Source organism: Halobacillus sp. H74 (genome assembly GCF_052246715.1).
Lineage (GTDB): Bacteria > Bacillota > Bacilli > Bacillales > Halobacillaceae > Halobacillus > Halobacillus litoralis_A.
The window spans coordinates 201,173-226,240 of record NZ_JBQQCI010000005.1 but is presented as its reverse complement, the minus strand read 5'-3'; the positions used below and the strand labels follow the sequence as shown (position 1 = coordinate 226,240).

Annotated in this window: 25 protein-coding genes and 5 tRNA genes; 5 read left to right on the top strand and 25 right to left on the bottom strand. The window is 40.8% G+C overall.

What is annotated here, in order from left to right; all coding sequences use genetic code 11:
* Nucleotides 1-102: 102 nt before the first annotated feature.
* The 3 genes from ACTWPX_RS13430 to rpmG form a co-directional block, all read right to left on the bottom strand.
* Nucleotides 103-1,089: an L-lactate dehydrogenase gene (locus ACTWPX_RS13430; RefSeq protein ID WP_443120192.1), complete on the bottom strand. Its 987-nt coding sequence runs from the start codon at nt 1,087-1,089 to the stop codon at nt 103-105.
* 86 nt (nt 1,090-1,175) lie between these two features.
* Nucleotides 1,176-1,745 (bottom strand): 5-formyltetrahydrofolate cyclo-ligase, encoded by a 570-nt coding sequence (locus ACTWPX_RS13425; RefSeq protein WP_443120191.1) that lies wholly within the window; start codon nt 1,743-1,745, stop codon nt 1,176-1,178.
* 227 nt (nt 1,746-1,972) lie between these two features.
* Nucleotides 1,973-2,122, bottom strand: a complete 150-nt coding sequence (rpmG, locus tag ACTWPX_RS13420; RefSeq protein ID WP_035509116.1) for a 50S ribosomal protein L33 — start codon at nt 2,120-2,122, stop codon at nt 1,973-1,975.
* A 178-nt stretch (nt 2,123-2,300) separates the two neighbouring features.
* On the opposite strand from rpmG, the gene ACTWPX_RS13415 reads away from it, so the two are divergent.
* A complete protein-coding gene (locus tag ACTWPX_RS13415; RefSeq protein WP_443120190.1) occupies nt 2,301-2,675 on the top strand; it encodes a hypothetical protein in 375 nt (124 codons plus the stop codon).
* A complete protein-coding gene (locus ACTWPX_RS13410; protein WP_443120189.1) occupies nt 2,675-3,121 on the top strand; it encodes a hypothetical protein in 447 nt (148 codons plus the stop codon). The genes ACTWPX_RS13415 and ACTWPX_RS13410 overlap by 1 nt, the downstream gene beginning before the upstream one ends.
* Nucleotides 3,122-3,173: 52 nt before the next feature.
* Here the strand turns inward: ACTWPX_RS13410 and phoU are convergent, their stop codons facing one another.
* The 15 genes from phoU to ACTWPX_RS13335 form a co-directional block, all read right to left on the bottom strand.
* Nucleotides 3,174-3,833, bottom strand: a complete 660-nt coding sequence (gene phoU / locus ACTWPX_RS13405; protein WP_443120188.1) for a phosphate signaling complex protein PhoU — start codon at nt 3,831-3,833, stop codon at nt 3,174-3,176.
* Nucleotides 3,834-3,857: 24 nt separating this feature from the next.
* Nucleotides 3,858-4,646: a phosphate ABC transporter ATP-binding protein PstB gene (gene pstB, locus ACTWPX_RS13400; RefSeq protein ID WP_443120282.1), complete on the bottom strand. Its 789-nt coding sequence runs from the start codon at nt 4,644-4,646 to the stop codon at nt 3,858-3,860.
* A gap of 76 nt (nt 4,647-4,722) precedes the next feature.
* Nucleotides 4,723-5,601 (bottom strand): phosphate ABC transporter permease PstA, encoded by an 879-nt coding sequence (pstA, locus tag ACTWPX_RS13395; protein WP_443120187.1) that lies wholly within the window; start codon nt 5,599-5,601, stop codon nt 4,723-4,725.
* Nucleotides 5,601-6,542: a phosphate ABC transporter permease subunit PstC gene (gene pstC / locus ACTWPX_RS13390; RefSeq protein WP_443120186.1), complete on the bottom strand. Its 942-nt coding sequence runs from the start codon at nt 6,540-6,542 to the stop codon at nt 5,601-5,603. Before pstC ends, pstA begins: the two co-directional genes overlap by 1 nt.
* A gap of 78 nt (nt 6,543-6,620) precedes the next feature.
* On the bottom strand, nt 6,621-7,607 hold the full coding sequence (locus tag ACTWPX_RS13385; RefSeq protein ID WP_443120185.1) for a PstS family phosphate ABC transporter substrate-binding protein: 987 nt from the start codon (nt 7,605-7,607) through the stop codon (nt 6,621-6,623).
* Nucleotides 7,608-7,843: 236 nt separating this feature from the next.
* Complete coding sequence (locus tag ACTWPX_RS13380) at nt 7,844-9,994, bottom strand: peptidoglycan D,D-transpeptidase FtsI family protein (protein ID WP_443120184.1); 2,151 nt, start codon at nt 9,992-9,994, stop codon at nt 7,844-7,846.
* 87 nt (nt 9,995-10,081) lie between these two features.
* A complete protein-coding gene (locus tag ACTWPX_RS13375; RefSeq protein WP_443120183.1) occupies nt 10,082-11,317 on the bottom strand; it encodes an MFS transporter in 1,236 nt (411 codons plus the stop codon).
* Nucleotides 11,318-11,425: 108 nt separating this feature from the next.
* Nucleotides 11,426-12,040, bottom strand: coding sequence for a superoxide dismutase (locus ACTWPX_RS13370; RefSeq protein WP_128526445.1), 615 nt, complete (start codon nt 12,038-12,040; stop codon nt 11,426-11,428).
* Between the two features lie 192 nt (nt 12,041-12,232).
* Nucleotides 12,233-12,305 (bottom strand) — tRNA-Phe (locus tag ACTWPX_RS13365).
* 167 nt (nt 12,306-12,472) lie between these two features.
* Nucleotides 12,473-12,565 (bottom strand) — tRNA-Ser (locus ACTWPX_RS13360).
* Nucleotides 12,566-12,576: 11 nt separating this feature from the next.
* A tRNA-Ile gene (locus ACTWPX_RS13355) sits at nt 12,577-12,653 on the bottom strand.
* A gap of 3 nt (nt 12,654-12,656) precedes the next feature.
* Nucleotides 12,657-12,732 (bottom strand) — tRNA-His (locus ACTWPX_RS13350).
* Nucleotides 12,733-12,757: 25 nt separating this feature from the next.
* A tRNA-Met gene (locus tag ACTWPX_RS13345) sits at nt 12,758-12,831 on the bottom strand.
* Nucleotides 12,832-13,019: 188 nt separating this feature from the next.
* Nucleotides 13,020-14,657, bottom strand: a complete 1,638-nt coding sequence (locus ACTWPX_RS13340; protein ID WP_443120281.1) for a Na/Pi cotransporter family protein — start codon at nt 14,655-14,657, stop codon at nt 13,020-13,022.
* A gap of 371 nt (nt 14,658-15,028) precedes the next feature.
* Complete coding sequence (locus tag ACTWPX_RS13335; RefSeq protein ID WP_443120182.1) at nt 15,029-15,658, bottom strand: NfeD family protein; 630 nt, start codon at nt 15,656-15,658, stop codon at nt 15,029-15,031.
* Nucleotides 15,659-15,911: 253 nt separating this feature from the next.
* On the opposite strand from ACTWPX_RS13335, the gene ispG reads away from it, so the two are divergent.
* Nucleotides 15,912-17,024, top strand: coding sequence for a flavodoxin-dependent (E)-4-hydroxy-3-methylbut-2-enyl-diphosphate synthase (gene ispG, locus ACTWPX_RS13330; protein WP_128526443.1), 1,113 nt, complete (start codon nt 15,912-15,914; stop codon nt 17,022-17,024).
* Between the two features lie 56 nt (nt 17,025-17,080).
* Here ispG and ACTWPX_RS13325 read toward each other — a convergent pair whose 3' ends face one another.
* Together ACTWPX_RS13325 and ACTWPX_RS13320 are read right to left on the bottom strand one after the other, a co-directional pair.
* A complete protein-coding gene (locus tag ACTWPX_RS13325) occupies nt 17,081-17,629 on the bottom strand; it encodes a nucleoside recognition domain-containing protein (protein ID WP_128526442.1) in 549 nt (182 codons plus the stop codon).
* Nucleotides 17,630-17,808: 179 nt separating this feature from the next.
* Nucleotides 17,809-18,537, bottom strand: coding sequence for a transglycosylase SLT domain-containing protein (locus ACTWPX_RS13320; protein WP_443120181.1), 729 nt, complete (start codon nt 18,535-18,537; stop codon nt 17,809-17,811).
* A gap of 191 nt (nt 18,538-18,728) precedes the next feature.
* On the opposite strand from ACTWPX_RS13320, the gene ACTWPX_RS13315 reads away from it, so the two are divergent.
* Nucleotides 18,729-19,013, top strand: a complete 285-nt coding sequence (locus ACTWPX_RS13315; protein ID WP_443120180.1) for a DUF2624 domain-containing protein — start codon at nt 18,729-18,731, stop codon at nt 19,011-19,013.
* Between the two features lie 226 nt (nt 19,014-19,239).
* Here ACTWPX_RS13315 and ACTWPX_RS13310 read toward each other — a convergent pair whose 3' ends face one another.
* Nucleotides 19,240-20,133, bottom strand: coding sequence for a deoxyribonuclease IV (locus ACTWPX_RS13310; protein WP_443120179.1), 894 nt, complete (start codon nt 20,131-20,133; stop codon nt 19,240-19,242).
* Between the two features lie 17 nt (nt 20,134-20,150).
* A complete protein-coding gene (locus ACTWPX_RS13305) occupies nt 20,151-21,470 on the bottom strand; it encodes a DEAD/DEAH box helicase (protein WP_443120178.1) in 1,320 nt (439 codons plus the stop codon).
* Nucleotides 21,471-21,644: 174 nt separating this feature from the next.
* Between ACTWPX_RS13305 and ACTWPX_RS13300 the strand changes: the two genes are divergently transcribed.
* Nucleotides 21,645-22,604, top strand: coding sequence for a 4-hydroxy-3-methylbut-2-enyl diphosphate reductase (locus ACTWPX_RS13300; RefSeq protein ID WP_443120177.1), 960 nt, complete (start codon nt 21,645-21,647; stop codon nt 22,602-22,604).
* Nucleotides 22,605-22,727: 123 nt separating this feature from the next.
* Here the strand turns inward: ACTWPX_RS13300 and ACTWPX_RS13295 are convergent, their stop codons facing one another.
* From ACTWPX_RS13295 to cccA, 3 genes are all read right to left on the bottom strand, one after another.
* Nucleotides 22,728-23,846, bottom strand: a complete 1,119-nt coding sequence (locus tag ACTWPX_RS13295) for a Nif3-like dinuclear metal center hexameric protein (RefSeq protein WP_443120176.1) — start codon at nt 23,844-23,846, stop codon at nt 22,728-22,730.
* Complete coding sequence (locus ACTWPX_RS13290) at nt 23,843-24,550, bottom strand: tRNA (adenine(22)-N(1))-methyltransferase (protein ID WP_443120175.1); 708 nt, start codon at nt 24,548-24,550, stop codon at nt 23,843-23,845. Before ACTWPX_RS13290 ends, ACTWPX_RS13295 begins: the two co-directional genes overlap by 4 nt.
* Before the next feature lie 66 nt (nt 24,551-24,616).
* Nucleotides 24,617-24,982: a cytochrome c550 gene (gene cccA / locus ACTWPX_RS13285; protein WP_443120174.1), complete on the bottom strand. Its 366-nt coding sequence runs from the start codon at nt 24,980-24,982 to the stop codon at nt 24,617-24,619.
* Between the last annotated feature and the right edge of the window lie 86 nt (nt 24,983-25,068).

The following is a 25,068-nucleotide window of genomic DNA, read 5'->3' as shown; positions in this document are numbered from 1 at the left end:
GCTTTATAGCGATATTTATATAAAGACACACCTGCAGTACTTATAATCAACCCCCACCGGAGTAATTGACGCATTTCACCCACCTCATTTCGTTAGATGGGGTTATTTTTTGCCAGCCTGTGGATCCTTATTCAAATACTTCTTCAGCACAGGCTCCATCGTTGTTTTCAGGATAGAGGCAGATTCGGTGAATTTCCCCTTTTCTTCTTCATTTAAATCGAGTTGGATAATTTCAGTAATCCCTTTACGATTCACAATCGCCGGAACACCAATGTACAAGTCATCAACGCCATATGAACCGTTCACATAACCAGAAATCGTCAATACTGCATTTTCATTATGGAGGACCGCCTTTGTTAATCTTACAAGTCCCATAGCAATACCATAATGAGTAGCACCCTTTCTCTCAATAATATGATAAGCTGCATCTCTCACTTGTTCAAAAATGGTATCTAAATCTGTAATATCGTACTTATCCGGATGGTCTTGGATGCGATCGAATACTGACCGTCCTCCCACATTGGCATGGCTCCAAACCGGAAGTTCGGAGTCTCCGTGCTCTCCCATAATATAAGCATGAACATTTCTTGTATCCACATTAAAATATTCACTTAATTGGAACCTTAGACGAGCGGTGTCAAGAATCGTACCCGAACCGATCACCTTATTCACCGGCAGTCCAGAAAATTCCCTTGTCATATATGTCAAAATATCAACCGGATTGGTCGCTACGATGAAAATACCATCAAAGCCGCTTCGCATGACAGATTCTACAATGGTTTTGAATATTGCAGTATTTTTTTCAAGTAGATCGAGACGTGTTTCACCGGGCTTTTGATTAGCACCTGCCGTAATTACCACAATGTCCGCCAGTTCACAGTCTTCATAACTTCCAAACCAGATTTTCTTATTGGCCGGGGCGAAAGCTAAGCCATGGTTCAGATCCATCGCATCACCCTCAGCCTTGTCTTTGTGTAAATCAATCAAAACCAACTCATCCGCAACACCTTGGTTCAAAAGTGCAAAAGCATAACTGGAACCTACCGCTCCTGTGCCAATTAATGCGACTCGATTCACATGCTCCATCATCACCACTCCTTTACTAAGTTACTCCCATTATACTGCGAAGGTTTGCTCAGTAATTCACATTTCATAGAAAAATTATGAACGTTTTGTTAAAAAGTGTATGTTGCACGTATTCCATTCTCAGTCAGGACATATTCTACTCTTTGGTCAAATTCTTCTACAGGAAGACCTGACTGCTTTTGTTTCTCAGAAGCAATCATCACTGTTTTTCCAAGGTATCCTTCAATAAACCGATCATAATAACCCCCACCATACCCGATCCTGTAGCCTCGCTCATCAAACAATAACCCAGGTACAAGCAGGAGGTCGATATCATCTTTATTCACTTTCTCAGAACACTCCGGATCAGGTTCTTTCAGACCAAAGTACACCTTTTCCAATTGATTATAATCATCGAGCTGGTAGAACTGCATTTGTTTATTTTCAGGAATACACTTAGGAGCTGCGATGATCTTATTTGCCTTCCATCCTTCTTCAATGATATCTTCTGTCGCCCATTCATGTGATTGGGACAGCGTCACCCCTACAACGTCAGCTTCCTTCCAAAGGGGACTGTCGAATAAGTGGGCATACATGACAGATTCCATCTTTTGTTTATCTTTAAGTGTTATTTTCTGCAGGATGTTTTTACCGACGAATCTCCATTCCGTTTTGTCCATATTTCCACCCCGTTTTTATGTATAGGAATAGTTATATAAAAATCCTTCTTTGTATTGGTTCAACAGAAAACGATAGGCCCTCTTTTACCCAGAATGAGGGGGATGCCCTCAAGAGCCTGAGTTAATCACATGCGAAATCGCCCCGTCAGCCTCCACAAGCTTAAAATCCACTAACTGTTATTTTATCAATTCCTAAGAAAAAAACAGTAGGAAATAATCCTACTGTTTTACTTAGTTTCACGGTGAAGCGTGTGTTTCCCTACGCGTGGGCTATATTTCATAAGCTCCAAACGTTCAGGGTTCTTACGCTTGTTTTTTGTACTAATATAATTGCGGTCACCAGTTTCAGTGCAAGCAAGTGTAATGTTTACGCGCATCATTATTCCTCCTAATCAATCTTTTCACTGTCTTATCCACATTATCAGACTTGTTTATAATAACAAAAACACTGTCCCCTTTCAAGTGGATATTCACGTAAAACCTATGAAAAGTCCCATAGCCATGCAAGTATATCTATGATATAAATAAACGTGGAACAAATAAGGAGTGATCAATTTGTTATATGCTTTAGGAACAATTGCAGCCGTTGCCATCGTTTTATTCATTCTCTCTTTTTTCATGAATGATCGTATGAAGGGGATTGAAAGCCAAATTGAGCAGGTGTCGATGACGATGATGCAAAACAATTATCAGATGAAGAAAAAGATGAATGTTTTGGAAGAAGAGCTGTTAGCAGAAGATTTAACAGAAGAAATCATGAAACAGCCTGCTCCCAAGCCAGAAACACCAAAACAGTTACCTCTTGTAGACACGGTCCTTTCTATGTATAAAAAAGGATATAAGCTTCATTACATAGCTAAACAGACGAATTTGAGCGAACATGACGTTCACTCATTGGTCCAACAGCAAAAAAGTGAAGGTGTCCAATAATGAAGCATTTGATCCGTTCTTATTCTATAGGATTATTAACTGCTGCCATAGTTGTCGGAATCACCTATTGGAATTCAGAAGAGCCTTCTGTTGAGGTGAAGGAAAAATCCCCTGGGACAGAAGAAATGATTTCTCAATTAGAAGAAGACGGGTACCACGTTGTAAGCAATGAAGAATGGGAAGCTCAGCAACAAACTACAGCTTCATCGAGCGATAAGGAAAAAGAAAAGAGCACCCTTGTCACTTTTTCTATCGATATTGTGAGTGGGACAAACTCAACAGAAATCAGCCAAAAGCTGCAACAAGCTAATATTATCGATGATGCCAATGCTTTTGAAACCTTCATGAAAGAAAATGACTACAGTCGATTTATCCAAATAGGACAAGCAACTCTGAATTCAGAAATGACCCATCAAGAAATTGCTGAAGCTATTACGTCTAAATAGCTTTCGATATGGAAAAAAGCTTGGATCTGAATGATCCAAGCTTTTTCATGCTTTAATTATTTAAATAGTACGTTTTACCTTTGACCAAATAAAAGACATTCTCACCAATATTCGTGATATGATCTGCAAAACGCTCGATATAACGGGCAATGTAAGCCATTTGCATAATGTGCTGAATCTGTTCAGGGTTCACAGCTGTAAGTTCCAGCATTTCTTTTACAATCGACCCATACTTTTCATCGATGACATCATCCAACTCTGCCAGTTTACTTGCCAAAGTAATATCCTCATATTCAAAAGCTTTGACAGCAAGGTCCACCATGTCCATTGCCATAATCGCCATCTGCTTCAAATCTGGAGTAACTTCTATTCCATGACTCTTCCCGAGATGAATGGTCGCTTTGGCAATATTCGTAGAGTGATCAGCCATCCTCTCTAAGTCTGAAGATATTTTTATTGCAATAATGATTCTACGCAAATCCCTTGCTACAGGTTGTTGTTTGGCTAACATCAAAATCGCATCATCATTAATTTTCTCTTCCTTTTGATCAATGATGCTATCTTCTTCCATAATCCTTTTGGCACCTTCTACATCTGCTGCATAAAGGACGTGAATAGCAGCGTCCAAAGATTCTTTTGTATCAATAGATAATTGTTTGATCTGTTCTTTCAAATCATTTAGTTCTTCTTCAAAATGAGCTCGAATGGACATGAGACTTCCCCCTGAAATGTTATTTTAACCGAAACGTCCCGTGATATAGTCTTCTGTTCGTTTATCTTGAGGGTTCTGGAACAAGTCATCAGTATTTGCGAATTCAATCAGTTCACCATTTAAGAAGAAAGCTGTCTTATCTGAAATACGGGCAGCCTGCTGCATATTGTGCGTAACGATAATGATGCTATATTTCTTCTTAAGTTCTTGAACCAGTTCTTCTACCTTTGCTGTAGAAATTGGATCTAATGCAGATGTCGGTTCGTCCATGAGAATGACATCAGGTTCAACAGCTAAAGCACGGGCAATACATACACGTTGCTGCTGTCCACCGGATAAACCATAAGCATTTTCATGAAGGCGATCCTTCACTTCCTCCCAAATCGCAGCATCTTTCAAACTCTTTTCGACAATCTGGTCTAAAACCTCTTTTTTCTTAATGCCGTGGATTCTTGGACCATAGGCTACGTTATCATAGACTGATTTCGGAAACGGATTGGGCTTTTGAAAAACCATCCCGACTTTTGTACGCAAGTATTCTTCTTTGAATTTGCTGCTGAAAATATTTTGGTCGCGATATTTGATCGATCCGGAAGTTTTCACGATAGGAACCATTTCGACCATACGGTTCAATGTCTTCAGAAAAGTCGACTTCCCGCATCCAGATGGACCGATGATTGCTGTCACACGTTCTTGCGGCACTTTCATATTCACTTCATAAAGAGCTTGATCAGATCCATACCACAAATTCAAGTCGTTCACTTCAATGATATTTTCCACTTGATTTGGTTTCATTTGACTATTTGTTGTCATTCGATTGTCCTTGTCACCACTAACTTTCGGTTTCTTCTCCATAACTTTATTCATTATGAAACCCTCCTCATCCAAATTAAAGACGGTGCTGATATTTATTCCTGATGAACACAGCAATTGAATTCATAAGCAGCAGAACCGCTAGCAATACTATGATTCCAGCTCCTGCGACAAATTGCCATTCTTCCTGCGGTCGACCTGTCCAGTTATATATCTGAATAGGCATAACCGTATATTTTGCTAATAACGAATCTGGCAGCGTATAGATGGCCGTTGCAGCTCCCACAATGATTAATGGAGCTGTTTCACCGATCGCACGAGAAAGTGCAATAATGGTTCCTGTCAGGATCCCCGGTATCGCCGCTGGCAGAATTACGCGGGCAATCGTCTGCCATTTTGAAGCTCCCATACCATACGAAGCTTCTTTGATTTCTCCGGGTACGGAACGAACGGCTTCCTGCGCCGCCACGACAATGACAGGAAGAATCAATAAAGCCATTGTCAGACCACCAGCTATTAACGTATAACCGAAGTTGAACATATAAACGAAAAACGTTAATCCCAAGAGTCCAAACACTATAGATGGTACACCTGCTAAGTTTTGAATGTTTACCCTTATAAATTCAGTAACCTTATTTTTCGGTGCATATTCTTCTAAATAGACTGCCGTAGCAACCCCGATAATGACGGAAAAGATTGCAACGATAACCATTAAGAAAATAGATCCAATTAAACCAGCATAAATTCCTGCTTTTTCAGGATAAGGAGCAGGAAAGTTTGAAATATACTCCCAACTTATATATCCAATTCCTTGAGTCAATACACGGTAAAAGAGCAGTACTAAAAACACAAGACCGACAGTAGTAGCTAATCCGAATAAAACCATCATCGCTTTATTCGCAATCACTCTTCCTTCCATTCGCTTCTTGATCGATTGTTCATTTTTTCCAAACATCAATATTCCTCCCTGAACCTGCGTGAAATATATTGTGCAATCAAGTTCATCACAAGAGTGAAGATGAATAGAGTCAGACCCACAGCATACAGACTATAATAAATCGTGGAGCCGAACGTTGTGTCACCTGTCGCCGCTTGTACTATGAATGCTGTCATCGTTTGAATGGACTCTGTAGGATTGAAAGTCAGATTAGGTGTGGCTCCGGCAGCAATGGTTACAATCATTGTTTCTCCGATTGCACGGGAAATAGCTAATACAATAGATGCTACAATTCCGGAGAATGCTGCAGGAAGTACAACTTTGAACACAACTTCCAACCTCGTAGCTCCTAATCCATAGGCACCTTCGCGCAGTGCATTAGGAACAGAATTCATCGCATCTTCTGATAAAGAGGCAACCATCGGGATGATCATGATTCCGACTACGAACCCACCACTTAAAGCATTGAATATACCTAAGTCAGGGATGATCGATTGAAACATTGGAGTAATGAACGTTAAAGCAAAATAACCGTAAACGACAGTCGGTATTCCTGCTAATACTTCAAGCACAGGTTTAATTACACGCCTTACTTTGTCGTTTGCATATTCACTCAAAAAAATGGCTGACATTAAGCCCAATGGTACCGCTACAACAGTAGCAATCAATGTGATGAGTAAAGTACCACCAATCAAAGGGGCAACACCAAATTCACCTGACCATGGAGACCATTGTGTTCCAGTATAAAAATCAATGAGGTTTACTTCTGAGAAAAAAACGATCGATTCTCTCAGTAAAGTAAAAAGAATACCGCCTGTAGTGAGCACACTTACAGCAGCACACAGAAGCAGGAAGTATGGGATGACTTTCTCTATTATCTCTCCAATACTTCTACTGTTTTTATTTTCTTCAATCATCTGTTGGACATCAATCGATTTTCCCTCTAAACCTTTGCCCATCCTTAAAACTCCTCTCATCCATAAGGCAAGGTGAGACCAGTAACAGTCTCACCCTCCTCGTTAAGTTTTCATGTTCAATTATTCAGCCCAGCTTTGAGCTGTTTCAAGCTGTTTTTGATATTTTTCTTCAGGTAATGCTACATAACCAACTTCTTCAGCAGCTTTACCTGCATTTTTTAAAGTAAATTCAACAAAATCTCTGACTTGTGGTTTCTCTTTATAAGAGTCCACATTCACATAAGTGAATAGGGGCCGGGATAATGGTTTGTAAGAACCATCCTGGATTGTTTCACCATTTGGTTTTACAGCTTCTTTGCCATCTTCAGAAATACCAAGAACTTTTAAGCTGTCCTTATTTTCCGCATAGTAGGCATAACCGAAGAATCCGATTGCATTAGGGTCATTTTTAATTCCCCGTACAAGAACGTTATCGTCTTCAGATAATGTCGTATTTTCGCCTTCTCTCATCGGTTTTTCTTCAAGAATTACTTCATTAAAATAGTCGAAAGTACCGGAATCATGACCAGGGCTGAAGATTTTAATTTCCTCTTCCGGCCATTCAGGGTTAATATCGGACCACATGGTTGCCTCCGAAGACTCTAAGAAAATCTGCTTTAATTGTTCAATCGTAAGCTCTTCAACGAAATCGTTTTGTTGGCTAACCACAACAGATATACCATCATAAGCTAGTTCTAGTGGCTCCAGCTGAATACCATTTTCCTTAGCTGTCGCTTTTTCTTCTTCTTTAATCGGGCGAGAAGCATTACTTAGATCAATTTCACCAACAGTAGCTTTTTTAAATCCACCACCAGATCCTGAGGCATTCACAGTGATGTTCACGTCAGGATTCTTCTGATTGTAAGAGTATGTCAAGCTCTCCATAATTGGAAAAACGGTTGATGAACCATCGATAGCGATTGCTCCGGAGACGTCTTCAGAACCATCTGTTGAACCGTTATCTTCTTCAGTAGCTGATCCTTCTTCAGATCCGCCACCACATGCTGCCAGTACTCCCAGGACCAGGATAAATGCAAACATCAGTGCTGAATTCTTTAAAGCTTTCATTCCTTTCTCCCCCTATTATCATCATTTGTATTTGTCGTTGACGGCTTGGCCAACTCACATTTTCTATACTAAAGGGAGAGTTTTAATCACATATGAACTAAACGTTAAGGTTTTGTAAATTGAAGTTTTTTGTAGAATAATTTACGAACTTTGGATTTTTGTAAAAAGCCATTGCTTCTTCAACACCACTAACCCCGCACTACTAACCAAAAAAAAGAGAAGTGATACAAATCGTATCACTCCTCTTCTTCTGCTTCCTCACTATTGTTCATTTCGATTCCTTTATCTGCTCGCTGCTCTTTCAATTCAAAATAAGCCTGACCAATCCTGGCTCCGATGTTATTGCTTACATTGAACGTACTTGTTGCCTGATCACCTAAATAAGGTGTAATAATGGAAAAGGCAATCTCAGGATCATCATAAGGTGCATAACCGACAAGAGTCTTATTTAGTAAGTTTTTTATTATGGTTGTACCACCGTTTCCGTCCGGTTTATACTGTGTTACCTCAGCTGTTCCCGTTTTACCTGCCATCCGATACTGAGCATATGGTTCTTTCGAAAAAACACTGCTCGCTGTCCCCTGGCTCGTCTGGAAGACCTGTCTGAAACCTTCCTGCACCCGTTCAATGTAAGATTGATCCATCTCCAATTGATTCAGGACTTGTGGAGAGTAATCTTTATAAACAGCTCCCAAATCATCTGTGATGGATGGTTCATGAATACTTTTCACTAGTCGGGGTTTTAATCTTTTTCCGCCGTTTGCAATCGTTGACACATATTGATTCAACTGCAGGGCGGTGTACGTACTGAACTGGCCGATTGAAAAGTCAAGGATCTGACCTGGTTTACTAATCGGACCTCCTTCTACTCCAATCCCTTCATAAGGGAAATCCACACCTGTTTCAACACCTAAACCGAATTGATTGAAATTATAGACGAAATTCTCAAATGTTCCTTCTTTCAAGGATAAACTCGGCATAGTATATCTGTTGCCATATTCGCCACCCAAATACATCGCCAAGAAAAACATATAAACGTTGGACGATTGCTGCAATGCTTGAATATCATTGACTACGCCGATATTCGGTGTATAGGAACCTTTAGAAGCATCGCTTCCGATTTTGATTTTCTTATCGTTGATTCTGGTACCTGGAGAAATCGCCCCTTCATGAAGACCGGTTAAAATCGTCGCCCCTTTCACAGCAGAGCCTGGAGTGTATGCGTTATAAACTGCCTGGTGTGAAGTATTTGAAAAACGTGATTCTCCTTCTTCAGGATTTCGATTATAAGTCTGGCCCGATATCGCGAGGATTTCTCCTGTATTCGGGTTGGACACAACGGCAACAGAATTCTTTAAATTACGGTTCTCTCCAGGGGCTTTACTGATGGCTTTAAGTAATTCATCCTGAAGAATTTGATTCACTCTTTTCTGAAGCTCTACATCAATTGAAAGAACGATATCTTTCCCACGTTGACCTTCCCGGATCACTTTAGAGTTGATAACATTGTTATTCTTATCTGTTTCGTATTGAACTTTCTCCTTCGTCCCTCGCAGGACCTCTTCATATTGCTGTTCCAGACCACTTGTGCCGACACGATCATTCCGACTATAGTCTAAAGACATGAAATAATCGAGCTGATCACGCGGAACACCCTGCTCTCTTGATGTAATATTCCCGATATAACTACGGAAGAGTGAATCGTAGGGATATGTCCTTTCCCAGTCTGAGGTTACGTTGATGCCCGGAAGTTTTGCTAAATTTTCAGCAACTGTTGAATATTCTTTTTCTGAAATGTTGGAATTTTTCACAACATGTGGAGCAAGCGCATAGGCTTGATCCAATTCTTTCTTGATTGCGATGATCTCTTTAGTCTGACTATCAAAACCTGAGATTTCCTCATCTGTTATGCTGTCCAATTGAAGTTGATACACTTCTCCATTATCGAGATTCGAAGTATCCTCGTCTTCGATACGTGATCGTACTTCTTTTTCATTTTTCAAGAAGTAATATTCCCGCAAGTCTCTATCTGTCAACTTATCTTCATATTCCATATCAATGTATTGCGACAATTCCTCTGCGAGGGCAAGTTTATCATCAGGCTGTACACCTTTTGGCGGTGTATATGTAATCGAGTATAGTGGTTGGTTATCAACCATCACTCGTCCATATCGATCATACATTTCCCCACGAGGGACAGGAATGCTGGTGGTCGTATTTTCTGTCCGGTCAATTTCATCCTGAGCTTCTTCCCCATTGAGAATTTGAACGACACCGAGCTGTAAAATAATCCCCGCGAACAATAGGAACACAACAAAAAACACCACGTTCAGCCGGAAAGGAAGGTGTGATTTTTGTTTATGTTTATTCTTTTTATTCTTTCCCATGAACTCCTCTCCTTCATTAAAAATCCTTTATCCATTATAGCATCTTTTCTTTACTATAGGATAGACGAAGCTCATGGGAGAATGGTTTCAATTATGACTCGCAGGAGGAATTTTCGTATCGATACCCTTGATGAAAAAGTAAATCAGGAAATGGCCTCCGCCGACAAGAAGCAAAATATATGGAATCCCTGTTTCGGGTGGGATGACCGTAATAGCCAACAGAAAAACAATAATAGACAGCACACGTCCAAAATTGAGGAAAATTTCCCTCACCACTATATATTCGATTCTCATTTCTGCAGCATTCCATGATTTCCCGATGACATCATACGTCAATGAAACGTACGGCACATACAGAAGCGGGAAAAAGATTCCGGCGATGCCCCCATAAATCAATAACATAGTCATCGTGTCACTGAAAAGCAAAATAATTACACTCAAATACAGTGCTAAACCTGATATGAATATTGCTTTTTTACGACGACGCGGCTTGACCCATCTGCTGACAAGAAAGAAAAACAAAAATGAGAATCCTGAGTAAACCAAATTGAAGACACCTAGAGACAATTCATCCTTCGTCATCAAGAAAATCCATATAGAAACAGCAAACAAAAAAGTTCCTTCTCTAAAACCCTGGGCGACATGTGCATTCAGAATACGTCTCCAGTTCGGATTATTTTCCCGTTCGTTAATAATCCGTCGAAAAGAAAAATTCCCTTTCGCTTTTCTTCTGGATAAACCTAAACTGACAAGAACAGCCACAATAAACATAACAAATGAAATGGTGAATATGACCGTATACCCTGTAAAATTATTTAACCGGGAAATGATGTATCCAGCCAAAAGAGGACCACACATCCCTCCAAATGATTGAAGAACTCCTAAAAACCCATTGAAAAAATCTCTTGTATCAGGTTCTGTAATTTCAAAAGTCAGGACATTATAGGCCAACCAATAAAACCCATACCCTATCCCAAGTAACGAACCAAGCATAATGTTAAATGTAGCCGCACGCTCCCCTACAATCAATACGGTCAAAAAAAACAAAGATAAAACAGTGACCCCTGTTCTCAAAACTATGACACGATCGATACGCTTAGCGCATTTTCCCGCAAAAATGAACGTCAACGGCTGCAACACATATATACTTAAATTATATAAAGCGATATCCGTATAGCTATTGGATTGCTTCCATAAATAAATATTCACGAATGTACTGGATAGGAAAATTCCTAAGGAGTATAAGCCTCCAATGAGAAGTAACAACAATAAATCTTTTGATACATTTTCGTGGCTGAGCCACGCTCGCAGCTTACTCACCATACTCATGTCTCCTTTTTGTTCATACTTAGTCTTGTCAGAACAAAAGGAGATATACAAAAAAGAGAGGTACGGATATTTTACCCGCACCTCTCTAATCAGTGTTTACTCTTATTTAGCAGCGTCAAAACGCTTGGATACTTCTTCCCAGTTCACTACATTCCAGAATGCTGAAACGTAATCTGGACGACGGTTTTGATAGTTCAGGTAATAAGCATGCTCCCAAACATCAAGACCAAAGATTGGAGTTTTACCTTCCATAATCGGTGAATCCTGGTTAAGTGTATCGATTACTTCAAGGTTTCCATTATTGACTACAAGCCAAGCCCAACCGGAACCGAAGCGACCTTTAGCCGTCTCTTCGAATTTCTCTTTGAATTGATCAAAGCTTCCGAAGGCATCATTGATTTGCGTTGCTAGATCACCTGTTGGCTCACCGCCGCCATTCGGGGACATAATTGTCCAGAAAAGGCTGTGGTTTGCGTGACCGCCACCGTTACGACGTACAGCAGTACGGATGTCTTCAGGTACAACTGAAAGGTTATTGGAAAGCAGCTCTTCCAATGATTTGTCTTGAAGATCTGCATGACCCTCAAGCGCGTTGTTCAGTTTCGTGACATAACCATTGTGGTGTTTCGTATGGTGGATGTTCATTGTTTCCTTATCGATGGTTGGTTCTAGCGCATCATAAGCGTAAGGTAGTTCTGGTAGTTCAAATTTAGCCATAATGTAACTCCTCCTTTAAATTAATATGTAAAACCAGAAGCAACTGCTTCTCACTTTACATTATCAAACCGGAAAATGACTTGCAAATTTTTTGCATCAGAAGAGAAGAACTTCTCTCCCGCTATTAAGAATTCCCTTACTTTCAAATTTCAAACATAAAAAAAACAAGCCAGCTGGCTTGTTTTTAAAAAGTGGCTCGGGACGGAATCGAACCGCCGACACACGGATTTTCAGTCCGTTGCTCTACCGACTGAGCTACCGAGCCATGATAAGATAAAATTTTTCACATTACTTTCGCACTTTATCTGGTCTTGATGATGATTCGAAGGTGTTCTGTGCTTGTCTCGTTGCAAGTGATTTCGGTGAAGCCATAATTATTTTTCACTTCATAACATGCGTTAAAGAAGTTACACACGGTAAGGTATATGTATATGGCGGAGGAGGAGGGATTCGAACCCCCGCGAGCCGTAAAGCCCCTGGCGGTTTTCAAGACCGCTCCCTTCAGCCAAACTTGGGTACTCCTCCGTATGAAAATGTGGTGGACCCTGCAGGACTCGAACCTGCGACCGATCGGTTATGAGCCGATAGCTCTAACCAGCTGAGCTAAGGGTCCACATGGGGCGGCTGATGGGAATCGAACCCACGAATGCCGGAACCACAATCCGGTGCGTTAACCACTTCGCCACAACCGCCATGTTTCAAATATGTAAATGATAGTGGCGGTGGAGGGAATCGAACCCACGACCTCACGGGTATGAACCGTACGCTCTAGCCAGCTGAGCTACACCGCCATATTTTAAGAATCGCTCTTAAGCGACTTTATTAATATACCACTTATCCATTTTTTCGTCAATAAGTTTTTTGCTATCTAAAATAGCGACAAAAATAATATAGCATGTTGCCGTGAAGGTTTCAAGGATTTTTCAAAGAAAATCACACAGAAGACGGATATGTAAAACATCCGCCTTCTGTGAATTAATTATAAGCTTTCTTTTTCTCCAAGCACCTCTTCTGCAATATTAACCGCATGATCACCGATACGCTCCAGGTTACTGATCATGTCGACAAAGACGATGCCAGCTTGTCCTGAGCATACACCTTCATTCAATCGGATAATATGCTTCTTACGGTAGCTGCGTTCCATTCGATCCAATTCATTTTCTTTCTGAACGACAGCTAACGCTTCTTCTCTGCTCATATTTTCAAGAGCTTTTGTTGCTTGCTTCACTGTCATTAATGTCAGGTCAAACATCGTATTCAAATCTTCATACGCCTGTGGAGTAAGATTGACTTTATTAGAGTTCTTATAATCGATAAGCTCAATGATATTTTCAAAGTGGTCGCCAATACGCTCTAAGTCACGGACAGAATCCATCAATGCAGAGTGTTTGTGGCTCTCTTCATCAGATAAAGATGCCTGCGATAAATCCACCAGATAATCGGTGATTTTCCGATCTAAGTTGTTCAATGCATCTTCAATCTGCATCGCCACTTCAGAATGTTTCTGTTGTTTATTATTCAGATACAGGCTTGTTTCTTCCAGTCCTTTATATGCATACTCTCCCATGCGGATCACTTCTTCTTTCGCTTGGTCTAAAGCGAGTGATGGAGATTGTTCAATAAATATAGGGTCCAGATGCTGAGGTTTATGATCGATGAGAGAATCATCCCCTGGGACAAGTTTAATTACAACCCAAGCCAGGGCAGCGATAAATGGAAATTGTACAATTGTGTTCGCTAAATTGAAAGAACCATGTGCAAAGGCGATGGTCATTTCCGCCTCCAGATTCATACTTGTTTGCAGCCAATTCACATATCTTTCGAAAGGAACCAGGAGAATCAAGAATACAGTTGCGCCGAGCACATTGAATATTACGTGGGCAAAAGCAGCACGCTTCGCCCCTACACTTGCTCCGATTGAAGCAAGGACAGCTGTGATGGTCGTTCCGATGTTGTCACCAAAAAGTACTGGTATGGCTGCCTGAAGATCAACCAAACCTTCTCCCAGCAACTGTTGCAGAATACCGATCGTCGCACTCGAGCTTTGGACGATTACTGTAAACAGTGTTCCAACAATAACTCCTAAAATAGGATTATCACTCATACTTACGGTAAGATCCTGGAAGGCTTGCATTGACCGAAGAGGTTTCATCCCTCCACTCATAACCTCCAAGCCGAAGAATAGCGCACCAAAACCGAACAATGTTTGTCCAATGTTCGCCACTTTTTTACTTTTGAAAAAGAATAATAAGAACGCACCAACTGCAAGTATAGGAAGTCCATATGCTTTAATATCAAAACCGATGATAAATGCTGTCATTGTCGTACCTATGTTTGCACCCATGATGACGCCGATTGCTTGTCTGAATGTCATAAACCCGGCGTTAACTAAACCGACTGTCAACACGGTTGTGGTACTACTACTTTGAAGTAATACTGTAACAACTGTACCTGCGATCACACCCATTAATGGATTTCGCGTAAAACGGTCCAATAGTTCCCTCAACCGATCCCCAGCTGTTCTTTGTAATCCATCAGCCATGTATTTAAGGCCGAACAAGAAAATACCCAGCCCACCGATGAATTCAAATATCATCTTTTGCACATCGATATCCAATTTACTCTCCACCCTTTCCTCATCCAAGATTCTACAAATTATTTCTCTTTAAAACACCTCATTCATTATTAACGATGGATTTATTGTTGTAAAGGCTAATAATGAATCTTAACATTAAATTTACATTCCCCTAATACCCTCATAAAGTTCATATTATACTGAGAATTAGTAATATTTGAAAAAGACTGTATCAGTGATAACTAAAGAAGACCCTCTCTATCAATATCTCCTTCGTAAAATAATATAAACATGGCCAGGCGTTGGAACTGGAAAGGGTTTATGCGCTCTCGATTTCCATACTTGGGTTTTATATAAAAAAACATCATTACTTGGTTGTACAACCAAGTAATGATGTCCAGCAATGCAGTGATTTAGTTGTCCTCGATTTTTTTGACCAGTATTCTTGTTCCATCCACTGATACAACTTCTATCTTGTCATTCCTTGAAATCCACTGACCATTGGAGACAGCACTGTAATCTTCACCTTCGATTTGAATTGTTCCCACTGGTCTCATATCAGTCCTGGCTTTACCAATCTTTCCTTTTAGAAATTGGTAAGTTTCTTTCATCGAATTGTAGCCCATTTCTGAAGAAAGTTGATCGTTTAACGTCATTTTCGTCCACATCTGCCTCCGCTTGAACACCTTCAAAAAAAGTAAAGACGCTGCACCGCCAAGGATGACACCAATGACACTATACATCCCTGCTACCCAGTTCGGGGCACTGAAACCTACAGCTATAATCATTGTTACACCGCCAATAGTGGCGAGTGTACCATCGTTAATCAGTTTTCCATCGATCACTACTAAAACGATACCGAGAAAATAGACAAGCATCATAACAATAAACATATCTGTAGCAAGGTAACTTGAAAAATATACAGTAATGAAACCAAAACCGATCAAAGCGAAAAAGCCACGCATATTAACTAATAATTCACCAATCAAAAACATCGTTCCTAATAAAGTGATGAATAAAGCAATCCAATCATAAGAAAACACGGGGTTTCACATCCTCTCCCTGAATACTATATGTACGTGCAAAGGTGGCGGTTTGTTTCAAACATTATTAATTTTTTTCACCAATGTCTCATGATATAATTTATACATATTTGAGTCCGATTCACATTAATTTTAAGTGTGAACGTTTTTATTTAAGTGACTTGACTTCTCATTTGAGAAGATAGCCCTTATAATGAAGGTTGGAAAAACATCTTGCATACCTTTTTGTGAAAATATAAAGGAGCGATTCTAAATGGCAATTACACACAGAAAAGATACTCGTCCCGTCAAAGTCGGGGACGTAACGATAGGTGGAGCGGATGAGGTCGTCATCCAATCCATGACTACAACGAAAACACACGATGTGGAAGCAACAGTAGCTGAAATCAAACGATTAGAAGAAGCTGGCTGTCAAATCGTCCGTGTGGCATGTCCGGATGACCGTGCGGCTGATGCAATTCCAGAAATCAAAAAACGCATCAATATCCCACTCGTCGTAGACATTCACTTCGATTATAAAAAAGCATTGAAAGCCATTGAAGGCGGTGCCGACAAAATCAGGATCAACCCTGGAAACATCGGTAAGCGTGAAAAGGTAGAGGCAGTTGTAAAAGCTGCGAAGGAAAAGGGAATCCCGATTCGTATTGGTGTAAATGCGGGCTCACTTGAGCGTCACATTCTTGAAAAGTACGGCTATCCGACTGCAGATGGAATGGTTGAAAGTGCTTTGCACCATATCAAGATTCTTGAGGATTTAGACTTCCATGATATCATTGTATCCTTGAAAGCCTCAGATGTTAAATTGGCTATCGAAGCCTATGAAAAAGCGGCGGCTGCTTTCAAGTATCCGATCCACCTCGGCATTACAGAATCCGGAACGCTTTTCGCAGGTACAGTGAAGAGCGCTGCAGGGCTAGGCGCGATTTTGAGTAAAGGCATCGGGAATACTGTCAGAATCAGTTTAAGTGCGGACCCTGTGGAAGAAGTTAAAGTGGCAAAAGAACTTCTCAAATCATATGGTCTCGCTTCCAATGCAGCTACATTGATTTCCTGTCCTACTTGTGGCAGAATTGAAATCGACCTGATTTCCATCGCTAATGAAGTCGAAGAATATATTCAAAACATCAAAGCACCCATAAAAGTAGCTGTGCTCGGCTGCGCCGTCAATGGCCCGGGAGAAGCACGTGAAGCGGATATCGGAATCGCCGGAGCTCGTGGTGAAGGACTCCTATTCAGACATGGTGAGATTATCCGTAAGGTTCCAGAAGATATTATGGTAGAAGAGCTGAAAAAAGAAGTCGACAAACTGGCTGAAGAACATTATGAAAAAGAACGACTTGAAAAAGAAAAATTAAAACAATCCTAAAAAAAAGAGGCGGACCATAATGGTCCGCCCTTTTTTTGATACTTCCGGCAAAATAATTAAATCAAGTTATAAAACGGTGCGAAGAATAAGGAAAAAGCGATAGAAACTATACTGACGATAATCGCCATATTCCCAAGAGTATCTGCTCCACGTCGCTTTCCAACGATTCCTAAGATTATGCCAGCTGCACCCAGGATCAACGGAGCGAAGAAAAAGGATAGGATAGCTGCTGTTAATCCCAACCATCCCATTCCAGCGTTTACGTTGTCCTCCATCGTCGTTTCCTGCTCTTCATTGTGCATAGGCTCATCTATACGGCCGACTGCCGCTTCTTGAGCGAATTCTTCTTCATAACTATCTCCGTATACAGGTTGGTTAGGTCCGCGACCATGATCATCGACTGCTTCTACTTGATCATAGCCCTCTTCCCTTCTGAAATCTTGTTCCTGCATAGTATCAAAGGCTTCATTAATTACTTGCTCAGTTGTTGGCTCCTCGTGAACTTCTTCATCCATCGATTCATGGTGCACTTGTTCTATCTCATCACCATGCTGTGGAGCTTTTTCTGTTTCCTGATTCTCTTCAGGATTTTTCGGATCATACATACGAAAACCTCCCTTTCTGTTTGGAGAATCATGATTAGTATGTGAAGATTATCTCCATTTACATCAGGAAGTTGATGGGAAGGTTTTTTTTACCATTTGGATAAAAAATAATCCAGATAAGGGACTCCGAAATGTGGTTTCGCCCTATAACTGAATTACTTAATTGGTAATACAGAAGCTTACTTAGCTATAGCTACTGTTGTATGAGTGTCTGCTTTTTCTTGAATTTCTTCCGCATACCAGCTTTCAGCATGCCCATTTTCTTCCTTGTATTGCTCTAGACCACCCATCCCTCGATGATAAGCCGTTAAAGCTTCGTCCCAATTTTCATACTTGCTTTTAAGAAAATCTAAATAAACTAATGATAATTGCATGGAATAATAAGGATCGAATAAAAGCTCATCTTCATAAGGTAAGTCAGCCATATCAGCAATCCATGGAGCAGTATTCTTCATGAACTGGGACATTCCATAAGCGTGTCCATACTTTGTCTCAGGCCCTACAAGCTCTGGATCAAACGTTCCCCCCGTTTCCACTTTTAACAATTCGTAAACGAGAGAGGAATCGATTTCATAACGCTTGGACTCCCTCACTAAATACATCGCCCATGACTTTTTGAATTCTCCATCACTATCTTTGACCAGTTGTTCTGCCTTCTTTTCTATAGCAGGCCATGTGTGATATCCATTTTTCTCGCTTGTTTCCACAGGCTGCCCTTTCAAATAATCGTTGGTTGACTTTAATCGATCATTTTCTGTGACAAGCTTTTCGTTCTTATTTTCTAATTGCTGATTCTTTTCAGCTAAAGTTTTTTCCTCTTTCTGGTTCCATTGGTGCACAGTAAAGAACGTTACTGCAACGAGCAGCATCGCTAAACCCGTTTTCTTTAAAAAAGGATTCTCATTCATTTCATTCACTCCTTCGCTGTCCCTGCAAAATCGGCACTTTTGAGCAGTACCCATTTGGACCCATTGGCTTACACTAAAGTATTGCCTGGTGTATTTCAATTGATATACTCAATCACATGATTTTTTAAAAACACATATCCTTCTCACTTTTCATATGGTGTACTAAATAAGGAGAGAGGGAGTATAAGCCAATGAAAAATGTGGCACAACAGTTCATTACCCAAAAGTTGAAACAACTAACCGTAAATGAATTACTTTTTTATAGTAAAAAGTACCGCATTTCTATATCCGAACAAGAAGCCGCAGCCATTGTGAAAGCTTTGAAGAAGAATAAGGAGAACCCCTTTGATCCAGAGGGCCGGAAGAGAATGCTGAAGAAACTTGCGAGTATCACTTCAAAAGATACAGCACGATCAGTGAATCAATTACTTATGAAGATCGCGAAGGAGTATGGTGTGGAAGATTGGCTGAAATAAACAAAAGCGCAAGTGCTTGACCAGCCTCAACTAGCTTAAGTAAATCTTTGAAGTGGCGGTTTTTGCCACAGCAAAGAGATTGCTTAAGACCTCGAGAGGTTTGGCACTCATGTAACACCATTTCCCAGACGAAAAAAGCAGGAAGCTGAACCTTCCTGCTTTTTTCTGTGCATATTAATATCTCAATTTATGGTTGGCGGAACTACAAAGGCGTTTTCACATCCGATTATTGCTCCATGATTTTATCTTTTAGGTTTTCATCGAAAGTTCCTTCTTTAACCATATCAATTTCAAACCGGTATGGAGGTTTTTTGTTTTTCTTGTCCTCTCCGACATATGGAGTTTCAAGAATCTTCGGCAGATCATTTAATGCCGGATGGTGAATGACCTGATGAAGGGCCTTGAACCCGATGTGCCCAAAACCAACGTTTTCGTGTCGGTCTTTTCCTGCGCCCTGAGCATTCTTGCTGTCGTTTACGTGAATCACTTTCAAACGGTCAAGTCCAACAATTTTGTCGAACTCATTCAGTACACCGTCAAAATCCTCTACGACGTTATATCCTGCATCGTGGATGTGACATGTATCCATACATACGGAAAGTTTTTCGTTCATTGTCACACCATCGATAATTTGGGCAAGTTCGTCAAAGCTTCTCCCTATCTCCGATCCTTTTCCAGCCATCGTTTCAAGGGCGATTTGGACATTTTGGTCTTTGTGCAAGACTTCATTTAACCCTTCAATGATTTTCGGAATTCCCTTTTCTACTCCTTGACCGACATGGGAACCAGGATGCAACACGATTTGTTTCGCACCCAGCGCTTCAGTACGGGCAATTTCATTACGTAAAAAGTCGACACCTAATTGAAAAGTCTCTGGTTTTGTAGTATTTCCGATATTAATAATATAAGGAGCATGGACGACGATATCCTCCATGCCATGTTCTTTCATATGTTCAGTGCCTGCTTCGATATTCAGTTCTTCAAGCGGGCGACGTCTAGTATTTTGAGGGGCTCCCGTATAGATCATGAATGTCCCTGCACCATATGAGGCAGCTTCTTCACTGGCCCCTAGAAGCATTTTCTTCCCTTTCATCGATACATGTGAACCGATTTTCAACATAAAATCCCTTTCCTTCCTTACTTCTTACGAAAACGGTTTTGTTTCATCTTTTTCAAATTCTGATCTGCTTCCTGCTTCATTTTCTTTTTGTAACCTGGTTTGACTTTCTTCGGTTTACGTACCATTTGCTTCGCCTTTTTCTCTTCACTTGAGGCACTGCGCTCTCTTGTTTGTCTTTCATTGTAGGAGTTGACTTCTTTCCATTCTCCATTTTTCACCTCATAAAAATCAAACGATAAACCTTTCTTTTCTAACTTCTGTATCAAAGGTAAATCTGATTCTTTATAAAGGTTAATGGCAGTGCCCTGTAATCCTGCACGGGCAGTACGACCTACACGGTGAACGTAGAATTCTTCCTCTTTAGGCATTTGGGCATTAATTACATGACTGACACCTTGAATATCAATTCCTCGAGATGCGAGATCCGTGGCTACGATGTATTGATAACGAAGGCTTTGCAATTCTTTAAGCATCCGTTTACGCTCTCTCGGAGATAAGCCGCCATGTAAAAGCCCAACTTCCAAACCTTTGTCCATCAATTGGTCTGCTAGCCTGTTCGCGTGTTCTTTTCCATTTGTAAAGATGATGGCCAAATAGGGTTGGATAGCTTTGGATATATCGATGATAATGTCCGCAGGCTCTTTATGGCGCAATGGAATCAAACGGTGTTCCATCGATTCAGGCGAAGGTTTGTCATCCTCAATTTCTATATGAGTCGGATTCGTCAAATACTTTTTCAGGAAAGGCTGTAACCTTTCCGGGATCGTTGCAGAAAAGACCATCATTTGTACCTCTTGGTCCATCCGCACAAGAATTTGATCGACATCTTCAATGAAACCCAGATCAAGCATTAGGTCCGCTTCGTCCAAAACGAATGCTTTGGCATGATATAAATCAATGGCTTCTTCTTTAACCATATCTAATATTCTTCCTGGTGTGCCGACTACAATATGTGGAGTCATTGACGCTAGTTTGCCCACCATTTTTTGCTTGTCCGTACCACCAATAAGAAGCTTGGAGCGCCATACATTTTCTTTTCCAGCTATCTCAATCGCTTTTTTCACTTCATCTTGAATCTGAATGGCAAGCTCTCTCGTCGGTGCTGTAATGACAAACTGAACTGAATTGATGGCTTCTTCCAACTGATTTAATAATGGAAGTAAAAAGGCATGTGTTTTCCCTGAACCTGTATGAGATTGACCGATCAAACTTTCTCCTCTCAATGCAGGTGGTAATACTTGTTTCTGAATAGGTGTTGGTTCTTGAAAGCCCAGCCCTCCCACAATCTTACTGACTGTAGGGGTAATGGCGTATTGTTCAAATTTATGCTTACTCATAACCGTTCTCCTTTTAAATAAAATGTTCCTTCCCTATTATAATAGAGGCAGGGAAAAATTGCACGATATCGTTATTTTAACATCTGCTTTCTTTGTCATCTTTCCCTTTAGCCTTTATAATGATAATGATATCTTAAAAGTTATTGGATTGGATAAAGAGGAGGACGTTAAAGAATGGAAGTCATTAAAATCGCCCCTCGCGGTTATTGCTACGGTGTAGTAGACGCTATGGTCATTGCCCAGAACGCAGCGAAAGACCCGAATCTACCTCGCCCGATATATATATTAGGGATGATTGTCCACAACACCCATGTTACAGATGCTTTCGAAGAGGAAGGAATCATCACAGTTGATGGGAAGAATCGTAATGACATGTTAGAAGGAATCAATGATGGCACAGTTATATTCACTGCACATGGTGTATCTCCGCAAGTGAAGGAACGCGCCAAAGCTAAAGGTTTGACTGTCCTTGATGCGACCTGTCCTGACGTTACGAACACTCACAACTTGATTCGAAAGAAAGTAGCAGAAGGATATGAAATCATTTATGTAGGGAAAAAAGGCCACCCAGAACCTGAAGGAGCGATGGGTGTAGCCCCGGGCAAAGTCCACCTCGTTCAAACAGAAGAGGATGTGGACCAGCTTGAGATTGCCCATGACAAATTGATGATCACAAACCAGACAACCATGAGTCAATGGGACGTCTATGATGTGATGGAGAGAGCGAAGGAAAAATTTCCTCAGTTAGAGAAACAGCAGGAAATTTGCATGGCCACCCAAGTCCGACAAGAAGCAGTGTCTGAACAAGCCGGAAAAGCTGACTTGACTCTCGTCGTAGGCGACCCGAAAAGTAACAATTCTAACCGCCTTGCTCAGGTTTCCAAAGAAAAAGCAGGAACCACGGCCTACCGTATTTCAGACGTCACCGAAATCCATCTTGATTGGTTGGAAGGTGTCGAAACAGTTGCCGTTACAGCCGGCGCTTCCACACCAACCCCTATCACTAAAGAAGTAATTAAATTCATTGAGCATTTTGACCATGAAAATGAAGACACATGGATTCGCGAATCTAAAGTAGAACAGAAAAAGATTCTTCCTAGAGTCAAAACCAAAAAGAAAGCGAATAGAACGTAATAAGGCTGGGGGCAGTCTGGCTTTCTTCACGCAAGGATGCCATTCAATGGTGGTATCAAATACAAAAAAACCACAGATATACAAGGCTTTTAGCATCTCACCTTGTAAATCTGTGGTTTTTCATTATACCATTTTGAACGGTTCTGTATCTGATTCTGAAATAAGAATATTCAATTGTCCATTTTGATTGCAATGCTCTTCTAAGTAATCCTTCACCTTAGGGCATACGACCTTTTCGACATGGTGCCCCGGGTCTATGACAGCCAGACCCATTTCCATTGCATCTTGAGTTATATGAAAAGTCATATCCCCAGTAATATAAACATCTGCCCCGCTCCGTTTAGCTGCATGGATATATTTCTCTCCACTGCCACCAAGGAGAGCAACAGTTTTCACCATCTTTGTAAGATCACCGCTTGCGCGAACTGATGGGATCTCATAAGCTTCTTTAATCTGACCAATAAATTTCTCCAACTGCACAGGTTCAGGGAGTGTACCGACCCTTCCAGCACCAAGCGACTCTCCTTCATTCAATAAAGGATAAAGATCATAGGCAACTTCTTCATAAGGGTGAGCTGCTTCCATCGCCTTCAATACACCCGCCAAATCTGATTTAGGAACAATGGTTTCAATTCTCTTTTCATCAACGACTTCAAGTTCTCCTTGTTCTCCAATAAACGGATCTGTACCACTCTCTGGTTGGAACGTACCCTGGCCGGACAATTGATATGTGCAGTGACTATAGTTACCTATATGACCCGCTCCAGCCTCGCTGATCGCATTTCTAACCGCATCGGCATGGTCTTCAGGAACGAAAACCGTCAGTTTGACTAACTTGTCCTCACCTGATTTGATAAGAGGCTTTCGATTTTTCAAGCCTAATAGATCTGCCATGACATCATTGACACCGCCATGTGCTATATCTAAATTTGTATGTGCTGCATATACAGTGATATCATGCTTGATCAGCTTCTGGACTATCCTTCCTTTAGGCGTATTCAAATTGATCTGGCTCAATTTCACGAACAATAATGGGTGGTGAGCGATAATTAAGTCAACGTTCTTTTCTATTGCCTCATCTACGACATTTTCTAATACATCCAGTGTCACCATGATATTTTTCACTGGTTTGTTTAGAGAACCTACTTGAAGACCGACATTATCCCAATCATAAGCTAAATGCTTAGGGGACCATTCTTCAAACTGTTTAATGATTTCCTGCGCGATCGATTGCTGTTTCATAATTCAATAACCTCCTTCAACCATCTTATTTCTTGCTGAAGACGATCCATTTTGCTCTCACTGACTTCCACTGCCAGCTTCACTTGCCTTAGGATGTATTCCTTTTTATTCAGTTCCTCCTGGCATTTCTGGATAAACGTTTCTGAAGGGCTTGCTAAAAAAAATGGACCTAACCACATTTCTTTCTCTATGCTCTCTTTATGGTAGGGGCGTGAAGGGTAACCCTTTTCAGCTGCTAAAACTTCGTAAATATGGCCGCTCTCTTCCACGATTGATTCGCTCACAAGTTCATAGTCATTCTTATAAAACCATTGTCGAACCGATTTTGAATCAATGTTCGGCTGCGTAATAATTCTCTCTACGGAGGTAAGTCTATCTTTTCCCTCTTCCAATATATCTCTGATTAAGGGGCCGCCCATTCCTGCAATGACAATCTGATCGACTTCATCCTTTTGTACTACCTCAAGTCCATTACCAAGGCGAACATCAATCCTATCCTGAAGTTCATGTTTTTCCACTTCTTGACGGGCACTATTATAAGGCCCCTGATTGACTTCTCCTGCGATTGCCTGTGCTTCTGGATCCCTTAAGCAGACATAGCAGGGTAAATAGGCATGATCAGACCCTATATCAGCAAAATGGGAGCCATGAGGCAGATATTCTGCCACTAGTGTCAGCCGTTTTGATAATTGATTTACATTCATATTAAAAATCCTCTCATTAAAAAGAAAAGCTTTCTGAAGTGAACAGAAAGCTTTTCTTATAAGGTCTTATTTTTTCTCTGCCAACCACTCCGCCAATTTAGTCGCTTGCTCTCCTGTATAAAGCCCAGCAGGCATAGCAGAACCTTTACCATTGACTATGATATCTTTGATTTCTTCCGCAGAGTATTTACTTCCGACCTCTTGAAGGTTTGGCCCATTTCCTCCACTAAGATCTCCACCATGGCAGGTAGCACATTGGTTTTGGAACAATTCTTCCGGGCTCGCATCTACCGTTTCTTCTTGTTCTCCTCCGCCTTCTTCTTCATTCTGGATGGCTTCGCGCTGATTGATACCAGCTGAAGATACGATAATCATGACAATAATACCTAGTACAGCAATCACTGCGAATGGAATCACAGGGTTTTTTCTCATTAGTTGCAACCTCCTTATGTATTCCCTCAATATGAATTTTTCGTGTCTATTCGACTATATTTATTTTACTTGAAATCCGTTACTTA

Excerpts from the sequence above, each read along its gene's own strand:
- ACTWPX_RS13430 (WP_443120192.1), bottom strand. The coding sequence starts at position 1,089 with ATGATGGAGCATGTGAATCGAGTCGCATTAATTGGCACAGGAGCGGTA.
- ACTWPX_RS13425 (WP_443120191.1), bottom strand. The coding sequence starts at position 1,745 with ATGGACAAAACGGAATGGAGATTCGTCGGTAAAAACATCCTGCAGAAA.
- rpmG (WP_035509116.1), bottom strand. The coding sequence starts at position 2,122 with ATGCGCGTAAACATTACACTTGCTTGCACTGAAACTGGTGACCGCAAT.
- ACTWPX_RS13410 (WP_443120189.1), top strand. The coding sequence starts at position 2,675 with ATGAAGCATTTGATCCGTTCTTATTCTATAGGATTATTAACTGCTGCC.
- phoU (WP_443120188.1), bottom strand. The coding sequence starts at position 3,833 with ATGTCCATTCGAGCTCATTTTGAAGAAGAACTAAATGATTTGAAAGAA.
- pstB (WP_443120282.1), bottom strand. The coding sequence starts at position 4,646 with ATGACAACAAATAGTCAAATGAAACCAAATCAAGTGGAAAATATCATT.
- pstA (WP_443120187.1), bottom strand. The coding sequence starts at position 5,601 with ATGTTTGGAAAAAATGAACAATCGATCAAGAAGCGAATGGAAGGAAGA.
- pstC (WP_443120186.1), bottom strand. The coding sequence starts at position 6,542 with ATGGGCAAAGGTTTAGAGGGAAAATCGATTGATGTCCAACAGATGATT.
- ACTWPX_RS13385 (WP_443120185.1), bottom strand. The coding sequence starts at position 7,607 with ATGAAAGCTTTAAAGAATTCAGCACTGATGTTTGCATTTATCCTGGTC.
- ACTWPX_RS13380 (WP_443120184.1), bottom strand. The coding sequence starts at position 9,994 with ATGGGAAAGAATAAAAAGAATAAACATAAACAAAAATCACACCTTCCT.
- ACTWPX_RS13375 (WP_443120183.1), bottom strand. The coding sequence starts at position 11,317 with ATGGTGAGTAAGCTGCGAGCGTGGCTCAGCCACGAAAATGTATCAAAA.
- ACTWPX_RS13370 (WP_128526445.1), bottom strand. The coding sequence starts at position 12,040 with ATGGCTAAATTTGAACTACCAGAACTACCTTACGCTTATGATGCGCTA.
- ispG (WP_128526443.1), top strand. The coding sequence starts at position 15,912 with ATGGCAATTACACACAGAAAAGATACTCGTCCCGTCAAAGTCGGGGAC.
- ACTWPX_RS13325 (WP_128526442.1), bottom strand. The coding sequence starts at position 17,629 with ATGTATGATCCGAAAAATCCTGAAGAGAATCAGGAAACAGAAAAAGCT.
- ACTWPX_RS13320 (WP_443120181.1), bottom strand. The coding sequence starts at position 18,537 with ATGAATGAGAATCCTTTTTTAAAGAAAACGGGTTTAGCGATGCTGCTC.
- ACTWPX_RS13315 (WP_443120180.1), top strand. The coding sequence starts at position 18,729 with ATGAAAAATGTGGCACAACAGTTCATTACCCAAAAGTTGAAACAACTA.
- ACTWPX_RS13310 (WP_443120179.1), bottom strand. The coding sequence starts at position 20,133 with ATGTTGAAAATCGGTTCACATGTATCGATGAAAGGGAAGAAAATGCTT.
- ACTWPX_RS13305 (WP_443120178.1), bottom strand. The coding sequence starts at position 21,470 with ATGAGTAAGCATAAATTTGAACAATACGCCATTACCCCTACAGTCAGT.
- ACTWPX_RS13300 (WP_443120177.1), top strand. The coding sequence starts at position 21,645 with ATGGAAGTCATTAAAATCGCCCCTCGCGGTTATTGCTACGGTGTAGTA.
- ACTWPX_RS13295 (WP_443120176.1), bottom strand. The coding sequence starts at position 23,846 with ATGAAACAGCAATCGATCGCGCAGGAAATCATTAAACAGTTTGAAGAA.
- ACTWPX_RS13290 (WP_443120175.1), bottom strand. The coding sequence starts at position 24,550 with ATGAATGTAAATCAATTATCAAAACGGCTGACACTAGTGGCAGAATAT.
- cccA (WP_443120174.1), bottom strand. The coding sequence starts at position 24,982 with ATGAGAAAAAACCCTGTGATTCCATTCGCAGTGATTGCTGTACTAGGT.